We start from the raw sequence: 22,958 nt of genomic DNA on the forward strand, positions 1-22,958 counted from the left end.
TGTACTAACACGGGTTTGGGTTAGTACTTCCGTCGGGTGGTTTGTACTAACACGGGCTTAGGTTTGTACTTCCATCAGGTAGTTTGTACTAACCCGAAAATATCACATTATTGTAGAGATGCCGTAATGTCCCCTTTGGATATTTATGGGTGAATGCAGCGTTTAGTCAGCCTTAAACGCGCAGCTCCTAGACGAAGTTTCCGAAAAGTTGAAATACCATTTTTTCTTTCCAGTAATTATAGGTAGATTGTGCGCCCGATTTTTCAGGAGGGAATTAACATAAAAACAAAAATAAATAATCTGATTATGGGTGCTTTTCACGCGTACGACATTAGAGGCATTTACAATAAAGATTTTAACCGGGAGGATGTGTACCGCATTGGCTACTTTCTTCCACAGCTGTTGGGAACCTCTAAAATTTTAGTGGGTAGGGATGCCCGCGAATCATCACCAGAGATTTACGAGGCGCTTACCAAGGGCATCAACGATGCCGGAGCCGATGTGTTCGATCTAGGGTTGGCTACCACCCCTTTGGTTTACTACACCACCGCGAAGTTGGGCTTTAAGGCTTCGGTGCAGATTACGGCTTCGCATAATCCAAAAGAGTATAATGGGTTGAAGATCTCGCGCGAGAATGCTCTCCCTGTAGGTTACGATTCTGGGCTAAAGGAGCTGGAGTCGCTGGTTTTGGGCGGAAATGTAGAGCCTTCCTCTAAGCGCGGTTCCATTACGCCGATTAAGGTTAAGGAGGAGTACCTCGAGTTCCTTAAGGCGAAGCTGGAGGATGTGTCGAATTTAAAGATTGCGGTGGATTGCTCTAACGGTATGGCTGGGCTTTTTGTGCAGCAGGTATTCGGCGAGACTCCTACCTATATCTATGATGATGTTGATGGAACGTTTCCTAACCATGAGCCCAACCCTCTCGATGAACCCAACGTAGCCGATTTAAAGGCTTTGGTAAACCATACCAAGAGCGATATAGGCGTTATCTTCGATGGCGATGCCGATCGCGTAATGTTTGTTGATGAAAAGGGAAAGTTCGTATCGCCCGACCTTATCATTGCGTTGTTGGGGCATTACTTCCTCGAAGGTAAGCCCGCCGGGCAGATCGTTCTTCAGGATATCCGCTCGTCGAAGGCAGTAGGAGAGTATCTAAAGAAGAACTTTGGAGCAGAGATTCACACCTGGCGCGTAGGGCGTGCCTATGCGGCGCTTAAGCTTCGCGAGATAGATGGTATATACGGTGGCGAGCTTGCCGGGCACTACTACTTTAAGGATTTCTTCTACTCCGATTCGGGAATGCTTGCGGCTATTCTTACGCTTAACGTAGTTGCTAAGCTTAAGAGTAAGGGGATCTCCTTTAGCGAAGCAATTTCAGCCATATCTTGCTACCACAACTCCGGCGAAATCAACTTTAAGATTGAGCAGAAGCAGCAGGCAATGGATGCCATCAAGAAGCATTTTGAGGAGGCTGAAACCGTAACCGCTTTCTACGACTTCGATGGATACCGCCTAGAATTTGCCGACTGGTGGTTTAACGTTCGACCTTCGAATACTGAACCCTACCTAAGGTTTCTTGCAGAGGCAACCTCGGAGGACTTGCTTGTTGAAAAGGTAAAGGCCGTAAAGGCTATCATTGCAAACTTCAAGTAGAAGTCTTGTGCAACAGGGAATATGAACGAAAATTCCGTATGTAGCTAAATACAAAGCCGAACTTACAATAGTTCGGCTTTTTGTTTGATATGGGGTGATATCTATAGATAAAAATACGCTTTAGGTATGTTTTTAAACTTAAAAATAAGCGCTACGTTAAGTTTGTTAATTAGGATAAACCTATACATTTGTGCCATCAATGTTCAAAGCTACATAACAAGGATGAAACCTATATCTCACCTGCAGTTCCTAACCCGTAGACGTATCGAAGCAGGGGCGTTCCTTCTCGTTTTCTTTCTGATTTTTGGCTTCCTAGGAGGACGAATGGGAACAGCAAACCTGATTAATACCATAATGGCTACGGCGTACGATTTGTTGATAAAAACGGTCTTCTACATTATGGCAATTACGGTGCTTTCCGGAGCGCTCAGCCGATTACTCATCGAGTTTGGGGTTGTTCGTCTTTTGGAGTACTTGTTTTCGCCGCTCATGCGTCCCATTTACAACCTTCCTGGAGTTGCTGCGTTGGGGGGGATAATGACTTTCTTTTCCGACAATCCCGCAATCATTGGTCTCTTAAAGGATAAAAACTTTAACCGCTATTTTAAGCCATACCAGCTGGTATCGCTTACCAACTTTGGGACAGCATTCGGTATGGGATTGGTGGTCCTCACCTTTATGGCGAGCTTAGGCTACTTCAAGGCAGCGTTGATTGGCGTTGTTGGAGCGGCATTCGGAGGCATGATTTCTACCCGCTTAATGCAGCGATCTATTCGGAATAGCCCATTCCTGCGCGAATCAAAAGTTGAAAAGGGGGCTACGGATAAAATCATTTTAAAGAAAGAGGGAACCATCTTTTTGCGTTTCCTTAATGCCATCCTTGATGGGGGCAAAACAGGGGTAGAGCTAGGGCTTACCATTATTCCTGGCGTGCTCATCATTTCTACCATGGTAATGATACTCACCTTTGGCCCTTCAAATCCTGCTGTTGGGTATCAAGGTTTAGCATACGAAGGTGTTAAAGTTCTTCCTTGGCTTGCAAGCAAGGTTAACTGGCTTTTCGAAGGTCTTTTCGGATTTCAGCATCCCGAGCTTATTGCATTCCCAATTACCTCGCTTGGTGCCGTTGGCGCTGCGCTAGGCTTGGTTAAGCAGTTTATAGCATCAGGATTTATTAATGGAGGAGTTGTTGCCGTGTTTACAGCAATGGGCATGTGCTGGAGCGGATTCCTCAGCACCTATACAGCGATGTACGACTCCATTGGTTATCGGGGATTGCTCTCTAAAGGGTTGCTTGCCCAAACCATTGGCGGAATTTGTGCGGGCATATTTGCCCACTGGCTATACGTGCTTATTTCGTTATTTGTAACCTTATAGGAAGCCTTTTATTTCGGCTTTAATTGTCGTGTCACTATAATTTTTAGGGGAGTTGCCTTTTAGGTGATTCCCCTAATTGTTTCTCATAGGTGTGCTCCGGTTTTCAGGCTCTGTAAATTTTCTAAAATAGATTTGTTTGCAACTGCCTATAGTTATACCTTTGATGGTCGAAGTTAAGAATGCATTTTATATGCTTTTTGAGCTTATTCCTGAAAGAAAGCAGTTTTTTATTACATCAAAATAATCCCATTATGGCAACTTTCAATTTCAAGCCAGGTGTTATCAGCGGCGCTGACGTTCATGAGCTTTTTGCTTATGCAAAGGAAAAAGGATTCGCAATTCCTGCTGTTAACGTTACTGGAACCAACACTGCAAATGCAGTTCTTGAAGCAGCTCGCGAAGTAAACTCTCCTGTTATCATTCAAGTATCTAACGGCGGTGCTTCTTTCTTTGCAGGAAAAGGTCTTAGCAACGATGGTCAAAAGTCGGCTATTGCTGGTGCTATTTCCGCTGCTCTTCACGTACACAACGTTGCTGAATCTTATGGAATTCCTGTAATTCTTCATACCGACCACGCCGCTAAGAAGCTTCTTCCTTGGATTGACGGTTTGCTAGATGCTGGAGAAAAGTTCTTCGCCGAAAAGGGAAAGCCTCTTTTCTGCTCGCACATGCTCGACCTTTCTGAAGAGTCGCTAGAAGAAAACATCGAAATCTCTAAGAAGTACCTTGCTCGCATGAGCAAAATGGGAATGACCCTCGAAATTGAGCTTGGTGTTACTGGTGGAGAAGAAGATGGCGTTGATAACAGCCACGTTGATGCTTCGAAGCTATACACTCAGCCAGAAGATGTTGCCTACGCTTACGAAGAGCTAAGCAAGGTTAGCCCTAACTTTACGGTTGCTGCATCGTTTGGAAACGTTCACGGCGTTTACAAGCCAGGTAACGTGGTGCTAAGCCCACAAATCCTTAGAGATTCGCAAGCTTACATCCAAAAGAAGTACAACACTTCTGCAAAGCCTGTTGACTTTGTATTCCACGGTGGTTCGGGATCGGAAAAGGAAAAGATTCACGAAGCAATCTCGTACGGTGTTATCAAGATGAACATCGATACCGATATCCAATGGGCATACTGGGAAGGCATCCTTAACTTCTATAAGGCTAAGGAAGCATACCTACAAGGTCAGCTTGGTAACCCAGAAGGCGAAGATGCTCCTAACAAGAAGTACTACGACCCACGCGTTTGGTTACGTAAGGGCGAAGAGTCTGTAATTGCCCGTTTAAAGGAGTCGTTTGCCGACCTTAAGGCTATTAATGTTATTGGAAAGTAATTATTTTAAGCCTATATCGTAAAAAGGAAACCTATTTAGGTTTCCTTTTTTTATTGCTGATAGTTGGCTAGTATCTATGCTTGTCCTTGAATAATGCAGCAGGCAGTAATCCGAAAGGGTTGAATTCGAATAGCCCCATCTGCAATACGGGACCGTAATGTACCACAAGATTACAACCGAATAGCGGTTGAATATTGAGCAACAACAGAACTCATCCACCAATACTATATAGATCAAAAAAATGGCGAGATGCCATTCCTTCATGCTTCAGGTGGAGCTACTACTCCGCACCAGTAGGCGCATTATGCGGATAAATCGAAACTAATGTTGCCGTAAGCTGTTTTAATCTATGGCTAACGTTTGCCATTAAAACAACAGCAATGGCCTACCTATTCATTATTCTAGAGATTGCTTGGGGCTTCATCCTTATTTTTACGAGCTATACCATTGCCCGTATTCTCGAAGGGGAGGGAAAGACGCAAAAAACGCTTTACGGCATTAGAGATTTGCTCTACTTCTTTAGCTACGCCAAGGCGCAAAGATCTAGCTACTTTAAGTCTCTCTTCTGGGCTAATGTTATTTCTGTGATAATGATACTCTTCATTGCTCTTCTTGCCGACTCCTACTACCGCTAGTTGTTATCCGAATCGCTTTTGTATTTCTACTCCTTTAGGCCGAGGTAGGTGTCAATAAAGCATGCTGATGGTTTTGCTATAAGCATGGTTAAGGCATCTCTTCCTATCTTTTTGTCGATAGCTAATGCCATTAGCGCACCGACTCTGTACCAAAGCCTACGCTTATCGGATAGTATGCTAATCTTATTCCAATCATCTTCGGTTACAGGTTGGTTGGGTGTTTCCTTAAAGTAACGGTATATTTCGAAGTACTCCTCCTTGTAGCTTTTCATTAGCGTACTGTCCTGTAGCGATACGTAGTCATTATCGTTGCCTAGTGCATGCTCTTTTGTTCTCATATCGAGCGCTGCATAGGTTGCCATTCCTTCTAAGTGGGTTAAGTATGCAATTAACTCGGACATCTGTACGTGGGTGTTGACGTTAAGCGATGGCATATAGCCCTTGGTTATAATAAAACCGGCATGGTGAAGCTCGTGGATCGAGTAGTACCTCATCTCGTTCGGATCTTTTAGGTAGTGAGAATGGGCAAGGTTTACGCTGCTGCTATTTTGGAATGCAACGCCCAAGTCGTATCCTACGGTAAAGTAGAGGTGGCTTGCAAATTTAAAGCCGTGTGGCAGGTACTCCAGCGCAAATCGTTGCGATAGGTTGGTGCTGGCAATGCTATCTTTAGCAAACCGAATGTTCTGCTTAATTCGCGTAAGGTTGGGCAGCAGCTTCTCGCGTGGTGTAAGCAGCTCTTTTACCAGTGGTAAGGCGTCCTGCTCTGCCTTTCCGTTGCCGTTACTCCAATTCGAATGGTTTAGAATGTGTTTGGCACCATCGCAAGCCGCTATTTTGTGCAGGTAGGTAGTATCACCGCTTTCCAGATACTTAACGGCCAGCTCGGCAAAGGTGAAATCGTAGGTTACTCCTCCTTTTCGTATGGTGTAGGACTTTGCAAAGGCATTTGTGCAAAGTATTATTCCTAAAGCTAGAATGGTAGATTTTAGATGTCTGAAGGTTTTCATCTCCGATTGGTTTAGGGGGTTATGCCGGTTTTTACTGTTTCTAATATATTCTTTGATAGCTGACGGAATGGCTCTGGAAATGCAGCTGGGGATAGGTGCTAAGAATAATGCAGCACCACGGATGTAGATGCTGCATTACCATTTTATGGGCAGCAAGCTGCCGGCTCTCCTTAAAAAAGTTACGGGTTTAGCTTGTCGATCATCTGCATGCGGATTTGCATCTGGTGCAGTATCGTACGGTCGTAGTCGTTCTTGTCGTCGCCAAACTTGCAGTAGAGCACAAAGAGCTCTATCGAAAAGAAGAAGGTGAAGATTAGCGCCCAAACGATAAAGGCAATGGGGCTCGACACAAGTATCCTAAACAGGATCGACAGCTCCTCCAGGAACGGCTTGTTGTTCTTAATATCCTTCTCGACGGTGGCGCGTATCGTTAGCAGGCTATTCTCCTTGGCCGTTTTTGCGGTGCGCAGCGTCTTTATCTGATCGTCGAGCTGGGCGAGCATTTCAATCTTAGGATTGGGGATCGACTGGCTGGTGGTGGTTTTGCCAACCGTTACCATCTTGCCCTTATCGTCGGTCTTCGCCTGCGTTTGCGTGTTGTAGGTGGTAATTGTCGGATTCTTGCCAATCTCGGCAATCATCTTCATGCGCTCGCGCTCCTTACGGGCAATCGACGAATCGAGCTGCATGATCTGATCGTCTATCTCCTTAGTCTTAATCGCCATCGCCTTGTTCACCTTGATTTGGTCGACGGTGATGCGCTCGCGCTCGATATCATCCTTAAACATCACCTGGTCGATAATCACCGAACCGATGATGGCCATTACAATACCAATGATGATACGGAAGCGCTTTACCGAGCTGTTTTTACCTATCGTAAGGATAATTTGGCGCTCTATCTGGATAACCACAACCACCATAATGATGGCGCCAATGGACGAGACCAGCGCATTGCCGTGCAGGTAGCGGCTGGTAAACTCGAAGCCGATGAAGCACCACACCATGCTGATGATTAATAGGGCAGAGGTAAACTTCTTTACCGCCTTGGCGCTTGCCTCGCTCGAACTCTTTACAATGCTGTAGTTGTACCCCGTGAGGTAGCAGCCCAGCTTTATCCACCAATCTTTCATCCGAATAATTTTTTGTAAGCGGTTGGATGGAACACCCATTTGTGCCATTTACGGGCTTGTGCCTGCGCTCGGCAGGTTTGGGTGTTTCCTTCTTTATATGCTATAGGGTGATGTTCATTACTTTGGTTTGGCTGATGGCGGCTAGCCCGCGCATAAAGCCGCGCTGGTACGAGAGCTTGATGCGCTCGCTCATCCCGGCGTTGCTTTCGGTTTCCTGCTTCAGCTGGTTTACCTTGCTGATATGCTCCACCACCAGCTCGCGCTTAATCTTAAGCTCCTCCACCAGGTCGATTAGCCCTGCTCGCGTGCGCGACCCGATGTGGAAGTCAATCTCCTTAATCTTATCGTCGTAGTACATGAACGAGCGCTGAATGAGTATCTGCAAATCGTACTGGAAAAGCTTAATGTTGTCGTTCTTGTAGCTCTCGTCGGGGTTGGTGAGCGCATCGTTGTAGCCCCTCGTTTCGTAGTTGGCCTGAAGGAAGGCGTAAATGGCATCGATTCCCAGCAGCGGTGCTTCGGGCGTAGCCGCTGGCTCGTTGATGGGCTGAGGCGCCATGCTTCGCTCGAGCATTGGAATATTGGCACCCGCTAAGCTGGTGTTAACCTGTTCTTTCTTTTTCGTAAAGCTGAATAGTCCCATGGTAAGGATCCCTTTATTTGTTGTTGCAAAAACGCATTCGTAGGCGTACAAGTCGGCGCAATATCAGCAAATAAGACGCACGGGATAGCTTAATGTTGCAGTAAAATGTGTTAAATAGGGAGTAGGGAATAGGGAATAGGGAGTAGAAGAAACTCCGTGCCCTCCGTGTCTCCGTGACTATGTGTTGGGGAAAGAAGTTAAACAGGAATAAACGGAAGTTATGCTGAAGCTATTCGGAAGAAGAATGCGAATGCAAAGAAGCTAAAGAATTATGGGCTAACCCTAATCAAGGCGCATTTTCCCCTCCTAGGGAGGGGCAGGGGTGGGTTATGTGGTGAGTAGGGAATAGTGAGTAGAAAAAACGCTGTGCCCTCTGTACCTCCGCGTCTCCGTGTTGAATAGGAATCCTACCTGTTTTTATCACAAATACCACAAAGGGTAGCGCAAAGCGCATAAAGGATAAGAAGAAGCTCTGTGTGCCTCCGTGCCCTCTGCGTCTCTGTGCTGAAAGCTATAAAAGAAAAAGCGAAACCCATTGCTGAGTCCCGCTTTTAATGGCAAGGCACTAAAGAAAAGAACTACTAATCAACTAAGCTCTTCTTGTTATCTTTTGGAGCATCCTTTTTATCCTTACGACCGGCGTTGTTAAAGCGCGACGATAGGTCGTCGTAGATAGTTTTGGCGCTTGGTACATTCTTAGAGGCAAGCATCTTTACGTTTTGGTAGTAGCTACGGGCCTCAGTGTCGAGGTCGAAGCTAACCAGCGATTCAGTGTCCTCCCAGTTCTCCAAAATGGCCTTTAGGCGGTTGACAATCGGACGAATCTTCTTGTGCAGATTCAGCTTGTCAGCAAAGGCTACCTTATCTAAGAATATTGGGGCAAACTCCGGCTTCTGGTTAATGTAGCCGTACACCCTGTCGTCCCATTCGAGCACTGAGTTACCCACCTTGCCGTACTGCTGCCGCTCGGATGGCGTTAGGCTATCGAGCTTCCCCTTATCTATTGCCTCTAGGTCGGTTAGCAGCTTGTTGTAGTCTTCAAAATCCTTATCAACAAAGCGAGAAATAAACTGCGGCTTTGACATCTTTATTTTTCTTTTTAAACGTTATACAAAAATTTCGGTCCGTTTTAAAAGAATAACAGAGGTTGCTTAAAAATGGTAATTTGCGAAGAAGAAAATTTTAGGCTGTCGTGGTTGTTTAGATTTAATCTACATAAGGTTGGTTTGCCCCGTTACAGAGTAATCCTGCCTGCTTAATGGTTTGCCTGTAGCCTAATGCGCTGTTTAAGTGAATATTCGTCGCAGTAGATGTCCTAAATTAATTCAGTAAGTTACTGAATTAACCGCAGTCGACTACTGAATTCATCGCAGTAGGTTACTGAATTAACCGCAGTCGGCTACTGAATTCATCGCAGTAGGTTACTGAATTAAGCTCAGTCGGCTACTGAATTAACCGCAGTAGGTTACTGAATTAAGCTCAGTCGGCTACTGAATTCACCGCAGTAGGTTACTGAATTAAGCTTAGTCGTCTACTGAATTCACCGCAGTCGGCTACTGAATTAAGCTCAGTCGGCTACTGAATTAACCGCAGTAGGTTACTGAATTAAATTCAGTCGCCTGCTGAATTAAGCGCCCCTTTTCTAGCCCATTCACCCGTTTTCCTCCTCTTTTCTTAAAAAAACAGAGCTAAGCAGTGCTAGCTGTAGGCTATTATTGCTACTTTAGGCGCACTATTTATAATCGTAAGCCTACTAGTACAGATTTGGGTACGTTCCCTTCATTTGCATCCCGTTCGGGGTGGTGGGTTTACTGCTTGTAGATGGAATAGTCTAGCTCTAATCAGACATACTCACCCTAAAATGGGTGGAAAGAACTGATAAGGTTAGACATATAAGCGAATTATCCAACATGCCAAAATATTAATAATGGTAAGTAAGAAGCGAATTACTAAAGCAGGAATAACCTTGATTACATCAAAAAGTCAAGATGAAATAAATGATGCATTAGATATAATAAATATATGGAGGTATAATCATATGCATCCTTTGAATATCATGAAAAATTCTGTTGTTCGTTTAATGATTAAAAATAAAATAAATCCAGTTTTAGTTTCTCAAAGATTAAAACGACTTGAATCAATTATATATAAAATAGACCTTAATGATAGCATGGGATTAGGAGGTATGCAAGATATAGGAGGTTATCGTGTTGTGTTAAGAGACACAAAGGATTTAATAAAATTAAAAATGGTTTTGCAGAAAAATAGAAATCACAAACTTATAAAAATTAATGATTACATAGAAAAGCCAAAATTTTCTGGTTATCGAAGTATTCATTTAATATATAGTTATAATTCTAAGATTGAAAAGTATAATGGGTTAAGATTAGAATTGCAGATTAGAACTAAATTACAACATAATTGGGCTACTGCCGTTGAAACAGTTGGCCTAATTACAAAAACATCTCTAAAATCTAGTCAAGGACCAGATGAGTGGCTTTATTTTTTCAAAGTAGTAAGTTCATTATTTGCAATAATTGAAAATTTACCTGTAATACAAGAACATGCGTCAAAAACGATTGAGGAATTAATGTTAGAATGTGAGTATTTGCTAAGTAAGTTAAATGTTATAAATATATTAAAAGGGCTAAGAATTTCTGCGAATAAAATTGACGAGAATAATTATCCTGGTGATTATTATATAGTTTTAATCAAAGCACAAGAGAAGAAAGTTCAGATACTTTCGTTTAAAAAAAATGATTTAGAAAGAGCTTCTAATGAATATTTGAAAATTGAAAAATCGATTCAAGGTTCATCGAATGCAGTAGTACTTGTTTCATCAAATTCAATTAAATCTCTAAAAGATGCATACCCTAGTTACTTTTTGGATACATCACATTTTATATATGCTCTTGAGAAAATTAGTGAAGGTTGTAACACAATGAAAATTACAACCGCTAATAATTAGGGCTTTAAGGGCATGTAGTGCTACTTGCTAATCGTCGAATATAAAAAGCGGTTCCGCAGCTGAGCGTATAGTCCCTGTGCTGAGCGTAGCGTCCTCGCTACGCTCAAGTAGCCAAGGCTTCAAGCCTGTTATTTAAGGCCAGAGGGCGTAAGAAAAAGCGTAGGCAGAGACTACGCTTAGCATGGGTAGCCTGCTGAATTAAGAGCCCCTTATCTATCCCATTCACCTGTTTTCCTCCTCTTTTCTTAAAAAAACACAGCTAAGCAGCGCTAGCTGTAGGCTATTATTGCTACTTTAGGCGCACTATTTATAATCGTAAGCCTACTAGTACAGATTTGGGTATTTCCCCTCGTTTGCATCCCGTTCGGGGTGGTGGGCTTACTGCTTGTAGATGGTAAAGTCTAGCTCTTAATCAGACATACTCATCCAATAATGGGTGGATAGGACTGATAAAGTCAGATATATATACTAGTTATGCGGCATTAAAGAAAACTAGTCATACGAAATTGACATAATAACATTTGAAGACTTATGAAATACCATCATCTGTATATTTACATAGATGACAATATTGAAACTTATAATAAGATTACAGATTTATTAGGCGTTAAACCTACAAAGTTTGAGAAATATAAGACATCAAAGGAACCTGACAACAAATATGATTTGTGGGCATATTCTGTAGAAACTGAAGATGAAGAACCATATTTTGACTTCATTAATAAGTTTTTAAACATTCTCGAACCAAAATTTGAAGATTTAAAAAAACTTGGTGTTAAGAAGAACGATATACTTTTTTGGCTTTTATATGAATATGATCAACAATGTGCAATGGAATTTCATCCGGAAGAGATGAAACGACTTGGTGAAAGTGGAATAGTGTTGAATATTGATTGTTGGCAACTTGATAAAACTTAGATGGAATTACAAACTTGGATCTGATATGAGGAAAACTGAAATGAGTTATAATAAAAACGCCGCACAATAAATAGGGCTTTAAGCGGCACGTAGTGCTCTGTGCTGAGCGTAGCGTCCTCGCTACGCTCAAGTAGCCAAGGCTTCTAGCCTGTTATTTAAGGCCGGAGGGCGTAAGAAAAAGCGTAGGCTATAGCTTGCAATGGTAGTATTGACGAGAACAGAAGTCTTTGTCTAACGCGGGTAGATTGCAATAAGACCAGATAATATAATAGAAAGCATTTTAGAGCATGGTAGATTTTACACCGCCTATATCAAGTAGAGATACTAATGAACTGATTGAAATTGTTAATGGCGAAGGATGGCAATCTGAGGCCGTTGAACAAGCAAAGTTTGAGCTTGAAAGAAGAGGAATAAGTTATAGTAAAAGAAAAAGTAAAGTATTTATACTTTTAAGTAGGTTATTCCGTAAACTATTGGGCTTAGAAATTGAAGATTTGATAAATAAAAGGAATAGGCGAAGAGGTAAAGGATATGTTTGGAATGGTTTTATAACTGTAAAAAATGCCAATTGTAATAGGTTTGTTATAAGGCTATTAAGAATTCATTTTTTTTCATTTTTTTTATTGCTTGTAAATATTCTATTAGTTAGTAATCTGGATGTTGGTTTTTTATCTAATATAGTTTACGTATTAAAAATTGCATTATATACCTCTGCGTTGCTATTATGTTTTAATCTGTCAAGGCCTTTAACTATAATTTCTATATACTTGTATGTATATCTACTCCTTCCTGTTTTATCAATAATATTATTAAGCATTGAAGGTATTGTTGGGGGGCTATTATTATCTTTATTCTTCTTCTTTTTTACTGGACCTACAACTGTTGTTTCAGATGGAAATTATAAAATTAAGAATAATGCAACAGGCTTGCTTTATGGTGGTTACTCCTATTCGATTTATGAAAACAAGTATTGGCTTTTTGAAAGAGAAATTGGTGAGATACGGGCTTCAGAATCAAAGGATAATCTTAAATCCTATAGAATAGATAAAGGAGAAATCAGCTTAACTTTTAAAAGAGAAGGCGAAAAGGATGCTGTTTATGGTATTGAATATTGATTTAATAGCATTGACAACGGCAGGTGCCCGCAGCTGAGCGTAGCGTCCTCGCTACGCTCAAGTAGCCAAGGCTTCTAGCCTGTTATTTAAGGCTATATGGCATAAGAAAAAGCGCAGGCTATAGCCTGCAATGGTAGAATTGACGAGGGCAGGAGCCTTTAACTAACGCGGGGGTAACTAATAAAAGTAGAATTAACAATGACTTATGACAATGAAAGCGATTGGTTTACAATCGAAAAAATAGATGATAACACATCTGTAATAAGTGAATACAAGCATTGGGAAGAAACACATTGCTATGTACTAAATGGAACCGAAAGATGTTTATTAATTGATACGGGACTTGGTGTAGAAAATATTTGGGAACCTGTACAGAAATTGACAAACAAACCTATTACTGTAGTTACAACACACGTACATTACGATCACTTTGGTGGACATAAGTATTTTCCTGACTTTTATGTACACGAAGCCGAAAAAGAATGGATAAATGGCGGATTTCCTTTGACTTTAGAACAGGTTAGAAATTTTTTGGTAGAAGAACCCTGCGATTTCCCTAAAGATTTTGATGTTAATAATTATTACCTTTTTGAAGGAGCTCCAACGAGAGTTCTGAAAGACAATGATACTATTGAGTTAGGACAACGAACAATTCAAATATTACACACTCCTGGTCATTCACCAGGACATATGTGTTTTTATGAAAAGGATAAAGGTTACTTATATACTGGTGATTTAATTTATATTGGCGAATTGTTTGCATATTTTCCATCAACGGATCCGATTGCCTATATGAATTCAATAAAAAAATTGTTGGGTTTAAACGTAAAGAGAGTTTTGCCGGCACACCACGACCTTGATATTCCATTGTCTATTATAAGGGATATGGATAAGGCTTTTTCAGAATTATATGAAAGGGGCAAATTGAAACATGGAAGCGGAACATTTGCATATGAGAATTTCGGAATAAAGCTTTGAAAATGGAAGAAAAACAGTACCCCTGTGCTGAGCGTCCTCGCTACGCTCAAGTAGCCAAGGCTTCTAGCTTGTTATTTAAGGCCAGAGGGCGTAAGAAAAAGCGTAGGCTATAGCCTGCAACGGTAGAATTGACGAGGGAAGAAGTCTTTGTATAACGCGGGGGATGGCTGCACTGAGCTTCGCTACATTTCTTGCCATTGACTGGTGCTGAATTATTTACAATTAAAAAACTTGACATATAATGAGGACTGTGATTTTAGTATTCGTATTATCTGCTATTTCTGCTTTAGCACAGGCAAATCCAGCAAGTAGCACAAGCGATACTGTATTTTATAAATTTCAAAATGGTTTGATTGTCCCATGCGATAAGAATAAGGCTGAAGGATATAGCACAACTGTTCCAAATAATTCGAATGTTTACCTGTACAAAATCTCGTACTTACACACCAACACTAAAATGGTTGAGTACGAAGTGTTCGATAAGAGATATAGTAAAGGTAGTATTTCCTCATATATTCCGGTTAAGACTGGCAAGTATGATGAATGGTATATTGATGGGTCGAAAAGAGTGTCATGCTCCTATTCGGGAGATAAGCTTAATGGCGATTTTACGGCATACTACCCTAACGGTAAGCTTAAAAGATCGGAGAAATGGAAAGGTGGGGAGTGCTTGTATGGCGAGTGCTATGATGAAAATGGGAATAAAAAGGAGTACTGTCCCTATTCTGAACCTGCTGAATATGTAGGGGGATTATATGAATTGTATGAGTTTATTGGTAAAACATTGCAATATCCCGATTATGCTTTGAAGAATGGGATAGAAGGTGTTGTTTATGTTTTTTTTATTGTAGATGTTGATGGGTCAATTACCAATGTAAAGATAAGAGAAGGTGTCGAGGAGCATCTTAATAGCGAAGCATTGAGGATTGTTACTGCAATGCCTAAGTGGAAACCTGGTAGATTTGAAGGTGAAAATGTTAAAACAGAATTTGCTATACCAATTAGATTTAAGTTTAGCTGATATTTGTTCGTCTGATGCTGTGCCTCAGTCTAACGCGGATGTAAAGGGTATGCTGTTCCAACGAGAGTATTATACTAAAGCTGTAGGTTTGATAGCTATTTTACACGTTAAAAGTATTTTTTAGAATTATGAAGCAGAAAATGAAAGTTAAACGCGTTGCTATTATGTTTGTTTCACTAGTTGTAATGTCAGGTTGTGCTACATACCATATTACAACTACAAGCTTACTAGAGCAGCTTGCAACGTCTCAGCCTGAAAAGAAAATCAATTATATAGTTGCACTTCCAATTGTTTTTCCTGGGGTTGTGACTGGTAATTCGTTGAAAGAAATAAAGGTATTCGATAAAGATGAGCATGAATGTATAATTCCTGTCTCAAGACAGACTGGTGTAAGAATTACCAAAAAGGACGGTACTCGTAAAACGTTTTATTTTGACACATTACTAGTAAAAGATAGTACTATAACGGGGAAGAATGATCATTTTTTTGGAGTGAATATTACTCCAATTAATCTTAATAATGTCGATAAAATTGAATTGCAAAATAGGTAAAATTCAATTGCCACAGTTAGGCATTGCGTCATAGTTACGCCCTAGTAGCCAAGGCTTCTAGCCTGCTTAGTACGGGCGGAGGCCGTAAGGAATAAAAGCGTAGGCTGAGCCTACGCTTAGCGGACTGTCGAAAAAAAATACAACTTAAAAAAGAATCTATGAGATCATTACTTTTACTATTAGCAAACTTTGCTTTTTCATTATCGGTTTATTGCTCAACTCAGCTGCCAGATAAGATTTTCTATAAAGATTCAACATATTCATTAGAGACAAATCCATTGGTATATTACTTTAAAGAACATCCCGAAAAGCGTCCAATGTTGGGAATTGGTTCAAAAGCATCATGTTTATTACGAGCTTATGTAGGGTCATTCAGCATTATTAATAATAGATTATATGTTAAGAATATAGAATACCTAGATCAAGTTAAAGATTCTAAGAATCGTGATTCATTAGCATTTGTTAGTGCAATGAATGTTGTTTTTCCAGGTCAAACCCTATTTTCTTGTGATTGGTATAGTGGATATTTAGTTCTTTCGTACGGTAAAAAAATAAAGAATGTAGATATGAGTTATGCATCTGTTTATGAAAAGTATTATGTAATTAAAGTAGTTAAAGGCGAAATACTTGGTGAACAAAAAATGTCATTTGATGAATATGAAAAATTTAAGGATTCACAATTTGGGTTATTTCAGCAAACAAGCGAGTATAAAATGATTCGAGAAAAGTTCGAAAAAGATGGAAAATCCATTAGAGAAAGTGATGAATGGCTAAAGATGTTTCCTCCACTTTTTACTTCAAAAATATACAATTAAGAAAATACGGTGCCGCAGCTGAGCGTAGCGTCCTCGCTACGCTCAAGTAGGCAAGGCTTCTAGCCTGTTATTTAAGACCAGAGGGCGTAAGAAAAAGCATTGGCTGTATCCTGCAATGATAGAATTGACGAGGGTAGGAGGCTACGCCTAGCGAGGGAGCTGTCGAGATAAGCATAATCTATAATCAGATAACAAGACGTTATGAAAGATGAAACATTAAAATTCAATGAAAGTGAAGTAGAATGGAATAGCTGGTCGAAGGCTGATGACATAGAACATCACAGAAAAAGATTAATTGATGATGAGCACGTCAATAAATTGTACTGTGATATATATGAAATTCCGCCAATGAAAGCCAATTGGCCACTCCATTATCATACCTGCAACGAGGAAGTTTTCTATATTATTGAAGGGTATGGGGAAGTGATAACGGAAAATGGAGTATTAAAAGTTAAGTCGGGCGATATTTTAAGATTTCCCGCCGGAGAAAAAGGGGTACATCAATTAAAGAATACATCAGATAGTGAAACACTAAAATATCTAGATTTAGGAACAACAAACTTACCTGATGTAGTATTTATGCCCGCAGATAATAAGATAGGGTTGATTTCAGGTGAATCAGGACAAGATAAAATGTACTCATATAAGGATTTGTAAATGTGTACTGTGGGAGGAATTAAAAAGAAAGCCCTGCAGCTAACAAGACATCATAAAGTAGCCCTAACTTTTGTGGGCTTTGGGAGTTTAGCTCCCGCGCGGTCAGTGGCACAAACAAGTAAGTGAATATACTCTGTTCGGGCGAGGCTGTGCTTCAGCCGTCAAGCTAAGCATATGTAAGCGACAAAAAAGGTGCTAACCGCTTAGCAATTTCGACTCACCCCCAATCCCCCTCTCTCCGAATGGCATTAGAAAGCCTGGCGAGGCTGTAAGCCCATGCCAGCCATTCGCAAAGAGGGGGATGTGGCACGGATATAAGCTGCTGCCTAATCGGAGCGCTGGAAGTCACCTCTTTTAGACGAGTTGGCATCGCCTGAGCAAAAGAGGTAGAAGAAGTAACCGTTGTTTTACTGGCTACCCAACCACTCGGCTAAGAGAGGGGATTTAGGGGTGAGTCGAAAATAGGCATGCCATAAGCACTTCCTTTAAGTAGGGTATCTCTTAGCCTGTCGGCTATGGTTAGGAGCCTTCGCCTAACGCGGGGCGCAACAAAGGAAGGAGGCTTTGCCTAGGGCGTGAACCTTAATGATAGATTGACTTGATTTTTACTGGAATAGCGGTAAGCGAAAAATTGAAAGATGAAAAATTAAAAGAAAATGAAGAGGTATACTATAATTAAAATCTCAGCCTCATGGTCGATGAGTTCGCTGATTAGAAAGGTTGAAGAGGTTCTTAACAAGAAAACTCTTGAAGGATATGAAATCGTATCCGTTTCGTTTGGGGTAAACATGTGGTGGATGCCTACAGCCTTCATTACACTTCATAGAAAAGACTTAATGTAGAATGCCCCTTGCTCGTCATATAATATGCACAAGGGTGGGCGGATCAAAGCCGTGAATTCTATCAGCGGACCAATTAGTTTGGCTGATCGGAAGATGCGGATGTACATTTAAGAAATACTGAGGGCTATCCTGTTGAGCTATGCTCCGAATTATTGAGTAAATCCTAACCAAATATATTGTAATGGAAGCAAAACGAACAGCCAATTATATCGAGACAAGTTGTCAAGCTGCTTTAAACCCACTTAAGCGGAAATATCCGTATGGTTGGGATTTGAATATCTATCGGGGGTGTGAGCATAAATGCCAATACTGTTATGCCATGTATTCTCACGAATACTTAGACGATGATAATTTCTCAGAGAATATTTATATAAAATCCAACATTGTTGAGATGCTAGAGGTTGAACTTCGCAGCAAAAGTTGGAATCGTGAGATTATTAATATTGGGGGTGTTACCGACAGCTATCAACCTTGTGAGGCAACGTATAAAATAATGCCGGAGGTTTTGAAGCTATTGATAAAGTATAAAACACCTGCCATTATTTCGACAAAATCAGATTTGGGTTTACGCGATTACGAATTAGTTGATGAGCTATCGAGGATAACATATGTAAATATTGCCTCTACAATAACAACTACCGATGAGAAAATACGACAGCTGATTGAGCCAGGTGCTGCCGAAAGCTTGAAACGATTCGAAATGCTCAAAGCTTTCAGGAAAACAAATGCTTCTGTAGGACTACACGTAATGCCCATAATTCCATATTTAACGGATGGCTATGAGAATCTGAACTCACTCTGTTATTATGCCTGCGATGCTAAGGTTCATTATATGTTACCCGGCACATTGTACTTAAGGGGTAAAACCAGGACATCATTTTTCAGCTTTATACAAACCCAATTTCCTGAGCTTTACCAGTATTTTCTTGATTTATATAAAAAAGGCGGGGCAAACAGGGAGTACAAGGATAATCTATATAAAATGGTTAATGAGCTAAGGGATAAATACCAGCTATCAAGTAGCTATTCAAAGCCAATGAAGGAAAAAATGCATAAAGTATAAGGCAGATACTTTATTAAAGCGATTGGGATGTGGTACGGATATAACTACTGCCTAATCGGAGCGCTGGAATTCCCCTCTTTTTAGCCGAGCAGGCATTGCTTAAGCAAAATAGGTAGAAGAAGTAACCGTTGTTTTACTGGCTACCCAACCACTCGGCTAAGAGAGGGAATTTAGGGGTGAGTCGAAAATAGGCATGCCATAAGCACTTCCTTTAAGTAGGGTATCTCTTAGTTTGACGGCTATGGGCAGGAGTCTTAGCCTAACGCGGGGCTATGCTCCGAATTATTGAGTAAGTCCGCAGCTGAGCGTCGGTAGCCTTCTATTCTTTAGCTTCATTGGTTTCGCATTTTTACTCCGCCGAACTTCATTTAATCATATTTATTTAACATTATTTATTGTAACGTTAAACTATCCTGTTTGTCTTATCTACTGTTATTGCGCCGACATGTACGTATAGGCATGCGGTTTTGCAAAAACAAGTAAAGCGATCGCTTACCATGGGACTATTTCGCTTTACAAAAAAGAAAAAACAGAATAACAGCTTTAGGAATTTATTAAAAAATGATACGATGGAAAGAGTAAAAAAGGCAATAGTACTAGTATTGCTGCTTATTATTTGTAATGGGTTAGATTCTTTCGCTCAAAAAGCAGCTGATAATAAGAAACCCCAAAGTCTGACAGAGTTAAAAAACTCAATTCGAAAGATATTAAGAGAAACAAAAACACCCGGTGCCGGTGTGGTTTTAGTCTCTGGTGATAAGACAATCATGGACGAAGGGTTTGGTAAAGCAAGTCTCGAAAAGAACATCAATGCAAATGAGAATACAATATTTCGACTCGGATCAGTTTCGAAGACTTTTGTTGCATTGGCAATACTAAAATTGCAAGAAGAGGGGCGGCTAAACCTAAAAGATAAGATAAAAGATATCATCCCGGAAATTAAGTTTAACAATCCATGGGAGGCTACCCATCCCATTAGAATAGAAAATTTACTTGAGTACACTTCTGGCTGGAAATACTGGAGTATGGCAGAGCTAGGCTACGATAATCCAACACCAAAAACGCTAAAGGAGGCGCTCGATTTTTATCCTAAAACCAGAACATCCATATTTGTTCCTGGAACAAAGTCTAGTGAAAGCAATGTAGGGAGTGCTGTTGCAGCTTATATTGTCGAAAAAGTATCTGGTCTTACCTTTGATAAATATATGGACGTTAATTTTTTCAAGCCAATGGGTATGGAATCTACGTCCTTTCTTCAAACCGAACAGTACAAAAAAAGAGGGGCTACTTTATACGAAAATGGCATTAAATTAAGCTACTTAAACCTGCTTTATCGACCTGCAGCAGCGCTCAATAGCTCGGCGGCCGACATGTCAAAATTTATTACGTTTCTTACTAGTCGAGGTAAGGTCAACAAGGTTCGAATACTATCCGATTCGTCTATTTGCAGGATGGAACGGGGGGAAAGCTTTCAAAAAATTGTACCGAAAGAATTTGTGAACGATTGTGGTTTTTCCAATTATGCTGAAGCGTTTAATGGATTTAGATATCGCGGTTATGGGGGAAGTCTTCCTGGTGGAAATGCCAATTTTGGGTATATTAAAGAAAGCCGGTTGGGGTATGCTGTTATGATTAACGACGGTGATGAAGAATCGTTGAAAAAAATAGTCGATGTAATAAGGGGCTATCAAACAAAAAATCTAAAACAAAAATCGGTCGAAATAGCTACTAAAAAGTATAAGCTTGATATAAATCCATCGGGTTATTACTCCTGTATTTATCCTAAATTTGACTTAACCAAAGCGCTAGACCTTCCTAAAAGTGTTTGCAAAGTTTGGGTGAAAGACGATACGATTTATACTAAGAGACTTAACGACGGTGGTTCATTAAATAAATATGTTTATGCAGGCAATAACAAGTTTAGATCAGTTGATACAAATGGAATTACACTTTTTGTTGTAAACGATCCATTAAATGGTAGCATAATATGGCCTAATTTAAAAAAGATTTCACCGCTATGGGCTTACACCCTACTTGGCATATTCTATTCACTACCTATCGTCCTATTTAGTTCGGTTATTTTTGGCCTTCTAGCGGTTTTGGTCTTTTTGTTTGGGAAAAAGAAAAGTAAAGTTGCCATGTTCGTAGGCTTACTTCCAATTATTACCTATTCGTTCATCTTAGCTGCTGCTGCTTTGTTAATGTTGTCAATTCATAATAGGTACGATGCTTTTCAAATATTTGGAACCATGAACCCAATATCGATAGTCGTATTTATTTGCGGGATTATTTACTCTGCTGCAGCAATTTGGTCGGCGTACTACATCTTCAAAAAGCGACGCGAAAAGATGTCTAAAATATTCTATTTTCATTCAGCATTAGCTACTGTGTTAAATCTAATTATTATGATTTACTTTATATACACAGGTTTGATTGGCATTCCTACTTGGATTTAATTTAGGGTTTGCTGAAAAGCACATTGTCCATCTTGCCTTCGCTAAGCGAAGTTTACTCGAGTGCAAGGTTCTGTTCGTCTGAGGCACAGCCTCAGACGAATCTATTTTGCAGGCTATAGCCTGCAATGATAGAAATGGCGAAGGTAGAAGTCTTCGCCTAACGCGGGTGGAAGAAGGATAAGCGAATCTGTTGAACCTATATTGAAGGATAGCCACAGTAGCCTATTGGGTTATTCCAATAGGGGTAACATATTTCAGCCATTAATACCGATTCTCGAACATTTTATACCTTTACGGTTCTTCTTTGATCTATAGAATAGGAAGATAAATTTATATATAGCTTTTTGCCAGCTGTTTTCATCTAAAATGGATTGATACATGAAAGAAAGTAGTCGTGTTTTGTACGTTGAAAAGGAGAAACTTACTTTTCAATTCTTTAGTAACGGTCAAAAGCAGGACGAGGTAGTTTTGAACGCAGGTTATCAGCTTATTGCTGATCGCTTTTTTAAAAGCAATATTCCTACTGAAGGTGAAACAGATTATGCCATTAACTTTATTGAGGATGAGCTGATGAGCAATAAAAAGCTCGTAGGTGACAATGAGGGGCTAGCTATTCTAAGCCCAATTGTTGAAGAGGTATTCAGAAAATATGCTATTAATCAACCAACTATTCAGCGGCAGGAAATTGAGGACTTATTTAGCCTAGCAGCAAGGGTGGTTATGAGTCGACATTTACCTGAAGGTCTTGAGTTAAACTCGGTAAACTTTGCGGTGATTCTACTGTTGCGTGAAATCTCTCATCACCTAAAATTTACTCATATAACCTTTACGACAGAGTCGCTATAGAATATTTGGTTTAAAGTAGCCTTGCGTAAAAAGATCAAGTAAGTTTTATCACGATTAGTATAGTGTTTATAGCCGCCTTGCGGTATATCGTAGCGTAAAGTAATACAATGTACATGAGGACTTATTTCTTTTTAGCCTTACTGCTTCTTTCATTCAGCAGTAATGCTCAGAATTTGGGTAAAGATCAAATTGTGGGTTCTTGGATTGTAGCGGAGGCTAAGATATCGATAAAGCCAGATAATCCTGAGATGCAAAAGCAGATTGATGCGGTGAAGCAAGGTTTTACAAATGCCGTTTTTGAATTTTCGGCTTCTGGAAACTTTACCCTTATCTTTCCGCCTAATACAGCAGCATTCTTTAAGGAGTTATACATTCCGAAGAATTCCAAATGGATAATTTCAGAAAAGAACCATACCATTAAGATTGGTAGTAAGTCGGATGGATATTCATTAATGCAAATAGAATATGGGATTGTCAATAACGATGTGTATTTTTTGATAGATGAATCAGGTATTTTATTGAAAATGACGAGATAGTTTATCACCAGGCGTGGGAAGTTCAATAAGCAAGCCTCGATGCAAAGAAGAAGAGCCGTACCGTCGTGCGGCTCTGTTTGTATCAATACGGATTAACGAATATAGGTATAGGCTGCTTGCCCCAAAATGTGCTGTAAAGCAGCGTTTATCTGAGGTCATTATTGCTACTTTTGTCGGCTTACTGATAGCCGAGGGAATGTTCGCGATAGTAGGGCTCTATCTTTTTCTCAGCTGGGCTAAGGCTATGCCTCATAGCCGTTAAGCTAAGCCTTTATAGAACTGAGATTTTGAAAAAAAGGATAGATATTAAGTACTAGTTCATGATTGAAACTGTTTATCCCCTCCTTGGGAGGGGTTGGGGGTGGGTGATAACGTCTTAACCCACCACAGCCTTTCGTCAAAGCGGGAGGATAAGT

General features: G+C 40.4%; 21 protein-coding genes. 17 read left to right on the forward strand and 4 right to left on the reverse strand.

Going from position 1 to position 22,958, the window contains the following annotated elements:
• Nucleotides 1-306 precede the first annotated feature (306 nt).
• From ACHZA1_RS16505 to ACHZA1_RS16520, 4 genes are all read left to right on the forward strand, one after another.
• Nucleotides 307-1,653, forward strand: coding sequence for a phosphomannomutase/phosphoglucomutase (locus ACHZA1_RS16505; RefSeq protein ID WP_320052963.1), 1,347 nt, complete (start codon nucleotides 307-309; stop codon nucleotides 1,651-1,653).
• Between the two features lie 222 nt (nucleotides 1,654-1,875).
• Complete coding sequence (locus ACHZA1_RS16510) at nucleotides 1,876-3,030, forward strand: hypothetical protein (protein WP_320052964.1); 1,155 nt, start codon at nucleotides 1,876-1,878, stop codon at nucleotides 3,028-3,030.
• 251 nt (nucleotides 3,031-3,281) lie between these two features.
• Nucleotides 3,282-4,358, forward strand: a complete 1,077-nt coding sequence (fbaA, locus tag ACHZA1_RS16515; RefSeq protein ID WP_320052965.1) for a class II fructose-bisphosphate aldolase — start codon at nucleotides 3,282-3,284, stop codon at nucleotides 4,356-4,358.
• 380 nt (nucleotides 4,359-4,738) lie between these two features.
• Nucleotides 4,739-4,993 (forward strand): hypothetical protein, encoded by a 255-nt coding sequence (locus ACHZA1_RS16520; RefSeq protein WP_320052966.1) that lies wholly within the window; start codon nucleotides 4,739-4,741, stop codon nucleotides 4,991-4,993.
• Nucleotides 4,994-5,019: 26 nt separating this feature from the next.
• Here ACHZA1_RS16520 and ACHZA1_RS16525 read toward each other — a convergent pair whose 3' ends face one another.
• From ACHZA1_RS16525 to ACHZA1_RS16540, 4 genes are all read right to left on the reverse strand, one after another.
• Nucleotides 5,020-6,003 (reverse strand): DUF5700 domain-containing putative Zn-dependent protease, encoded by a 984-nt coding sequence (locus tag ACHZA1_RS16525; protein WP_320052967.1) that lies wholly within the window; start codon nucleotides 6,001-6,003, stop codon nucleotides 5,020-5,022.
• A 179-nt stretch (nucleotides 6,004-6,182) separates the two neighbouring features.
• A complete protein-coding gene (locus tag ACHZA1_RS16530; protein WP_320052968.1) occupies nucleotides 6,183-7,133 on the reverse strand; it encodes a DUF4407 domain-containing protein in 951 nt (316 codons plus the stop codon).
• Nucleotides 7,134-7,233: 100 nt separating this feature from the next.
• Nucleotides 7,234-7,776: a hypothetical protein gene (locus ACHZA1_RS16535; RefSeq protein WP_320052969.1), complete on the reverse strand. Its 543-nt coding sequence runs from the start codon at nucleotides 7,774-7,776 to the stop codon at nucleotides 7,234-7,236.
• Between the two features lie 581 nt (nucleotides 7,777-8,357).
• Complete coding sequence (locus ACHZA1_RS16540; protein WP_320052970.1) at nucleotides 8,358-8,861, reverse strand: hypothetical protein; 504 nt, start codon at nucleotides 8,859-8,861, stop codon at nucleotides 8,358-8,360.
• An 842-nt stretch (nucleotides 8,862-9,703) separates the two neighbouring features.
• On the opposite strand from ACHZA1_RS16540, the gene ACHZA1_RS16545 reads away from it, so the two are divergent.
• The 13 genes from ACHZA1_RS16545 (at nucleotide 9,704) to ACHZA1_RS16605 (ending at nucleotide 22,542) form a co-directional block, all read left to right on the forward strand.
• Nucleotides 9,704-10,744, forward strand: a complete 1,041-nt coding sequence (locus tag ACHZA1_RS16545) for a RelA/SpoT domain-containing protein (protein ID WP_320052971.1) — start codon at nucleotides 9,704-9,706, stop codon at nucleotides 10,742-10,744.
• 531 nt (nucleotides 10,745-11,275) lie between these two features.
• Complete coding sequence (locus tag ACHZA1_RS16550) at nucleotides 11,276-11,662, forward strand: DUF4279 domain-containing protein (protein ID WP_320052972.1); 387 nt, start codon at nucleotides 11,276-11,278, stop codon at nucleotides 11,660-11,662.
• Nucleotides 11,663-11,949: 287 nt separating this feature from the next.
• Nucleotides 11,950-12,777 carry a hypothetical protein gene (locus ACHZA1_RS16555; protein ID WP_320052973.1) on the forward strand — a complete coding sequence of 276 codons (828 nt, stop codon included), beginning with the start codon at nucleotides 11,950-11,952 and terminating at the stop codon, nucleotides 12,775-12,777.
• Between the two features lie 198 nt (nucleotides 12,778-12,975).
• Nucleotides 12,976-13,755 (forward strand): MBL fold metallo-hydrolase, encoded by a 780-nt coding sequence (locus ACHZA1_RS16560; protein WP_320052974.1) that lies wholly within the window; start codon nucleotides 12,976-12,978, stop codon nucleotides 13,753-13,755.
• Between the two features lie 241 nt (nucleotides 13,756-13,996).
• On the forward strand, nucleotides 13,997-14,776 hold the full coding sequence (locus ACHZA1_RS16565; RefSeq protein WP_320052975.1) for a TonB family protein: 780 nt from the start codon (nucleotides 13,997-13,999) through the stop codon (nucleotides 14,774-14,776).
• 128 nt (nucleotides 14,777-14,904) lie between these two features.
• On the forward strand, nucleotides 14,905-15,327 hold the full coding sequence (locus tag ACHZA1_RS16570; protein WP_320052976.1) for a hypothetical protein: 423 nt from the start codon (nucleotides 14,905-14,907) through the stop codon (nucleotides 15,325-15,327).
• Between the two features lie 158 nt (nucleotides 15,328-15,485).
• Nucleotides 15,486-16,142 carry a hypothetical protein gene (locus tag ACHZA1_RS16575; protein WP_320052977.1) on the forward strand — a complete coding sequence of 219 codons (657 nt, stop codon included), beginning with the start codon at nucleotides 15,486-15,488 and terminating at the stop codon, nucleotides 16,140-16,142.
• A 201-nt stretch (nucleotides 16,143-16,343) separates the two neighbouring features.
• Entirely contained in the window at nucleotides 16,344-16,799 is a 456-nt protein-coding gene (locus ACHZA1_RS16580) for a cupin domain-containing protein (protein WP_320052978.1), read from the forward strand.
• A 656-nt stretch (nucleotides 16,800-17,455) separates the two neighbouring features.
• Nucleotides 17,456-17,641, forward strand: a complete 186-nt coding sequence (locus ACHZA1_RS16585; protein ID WP_320052979.1) for a hypothetical protein — start codon at nucleotides 17,456-17,458, stop codon at nucleotides 17,639-17,641.
• 181 nt (nucleotides 17,642-17,822) lie between these two features.
• On the forward strand, nucleotides 17,823-18,704 hold the full coding sequence (locus ACHZA1_RS16590) for a radical SAM protein (RefSeq protein WP_320052980.1): 882 nt from the start codon (nucleotides 17,823-17,825) through the stop codon (nucleotides 18,702-18,704).
• A gap of 569 nt (nucleotides 18,705-19,273) precedes the next feature.
• On the forward strand, nucleotides 19,274-21,160 hold the full coding sequence (locus ACHZA1_RS16595; RefSeq protein ID WP_320052981.1) for a serine hydrolase domain-containing protein: 1,887 nt from the start codon (nucleotides 19,274-19,276) through the stop codon (nucleotides 21,158-21,160).
• 378 nt (nucleotides 21,161-21,538) lie between these two features.
• Nucleotides 21,539-22,006: a hypothetical protein gene (locus ACHZA1_RS16600; RefSeq protein WP_320052982.1), complete on the forward strand. Its 468-nt coding sequence runs from the start codon at nucleotides 21,539-21,541 to the stop codon at nucleotides 22,004-22,006.
• Nucleotides 22,007-22,119: 113 nt separating this feature from the next.
• Entirely contained in the window at nucleotides 22,120-22,542 is a 423-nt protein-coding gene (locus ACHZA1_RS16605; RefSeq protein WP_320052983.1) for a hypothetical protein, read from the forward strand.
• Nucleotides 22,543-22,958 lie beyond the last annotated feature (416 nt).

The sequence above is a fragment of the uncultured Acetobacteroides sp. genome (genome assembly GCF_963667355.2).
In the GTDB taxonomy this organism is placed as follows: Bacteria; Bacteroidota; Bacteroidia; order Bacteroidales; family ZOR0009; genus Acetobacteroides.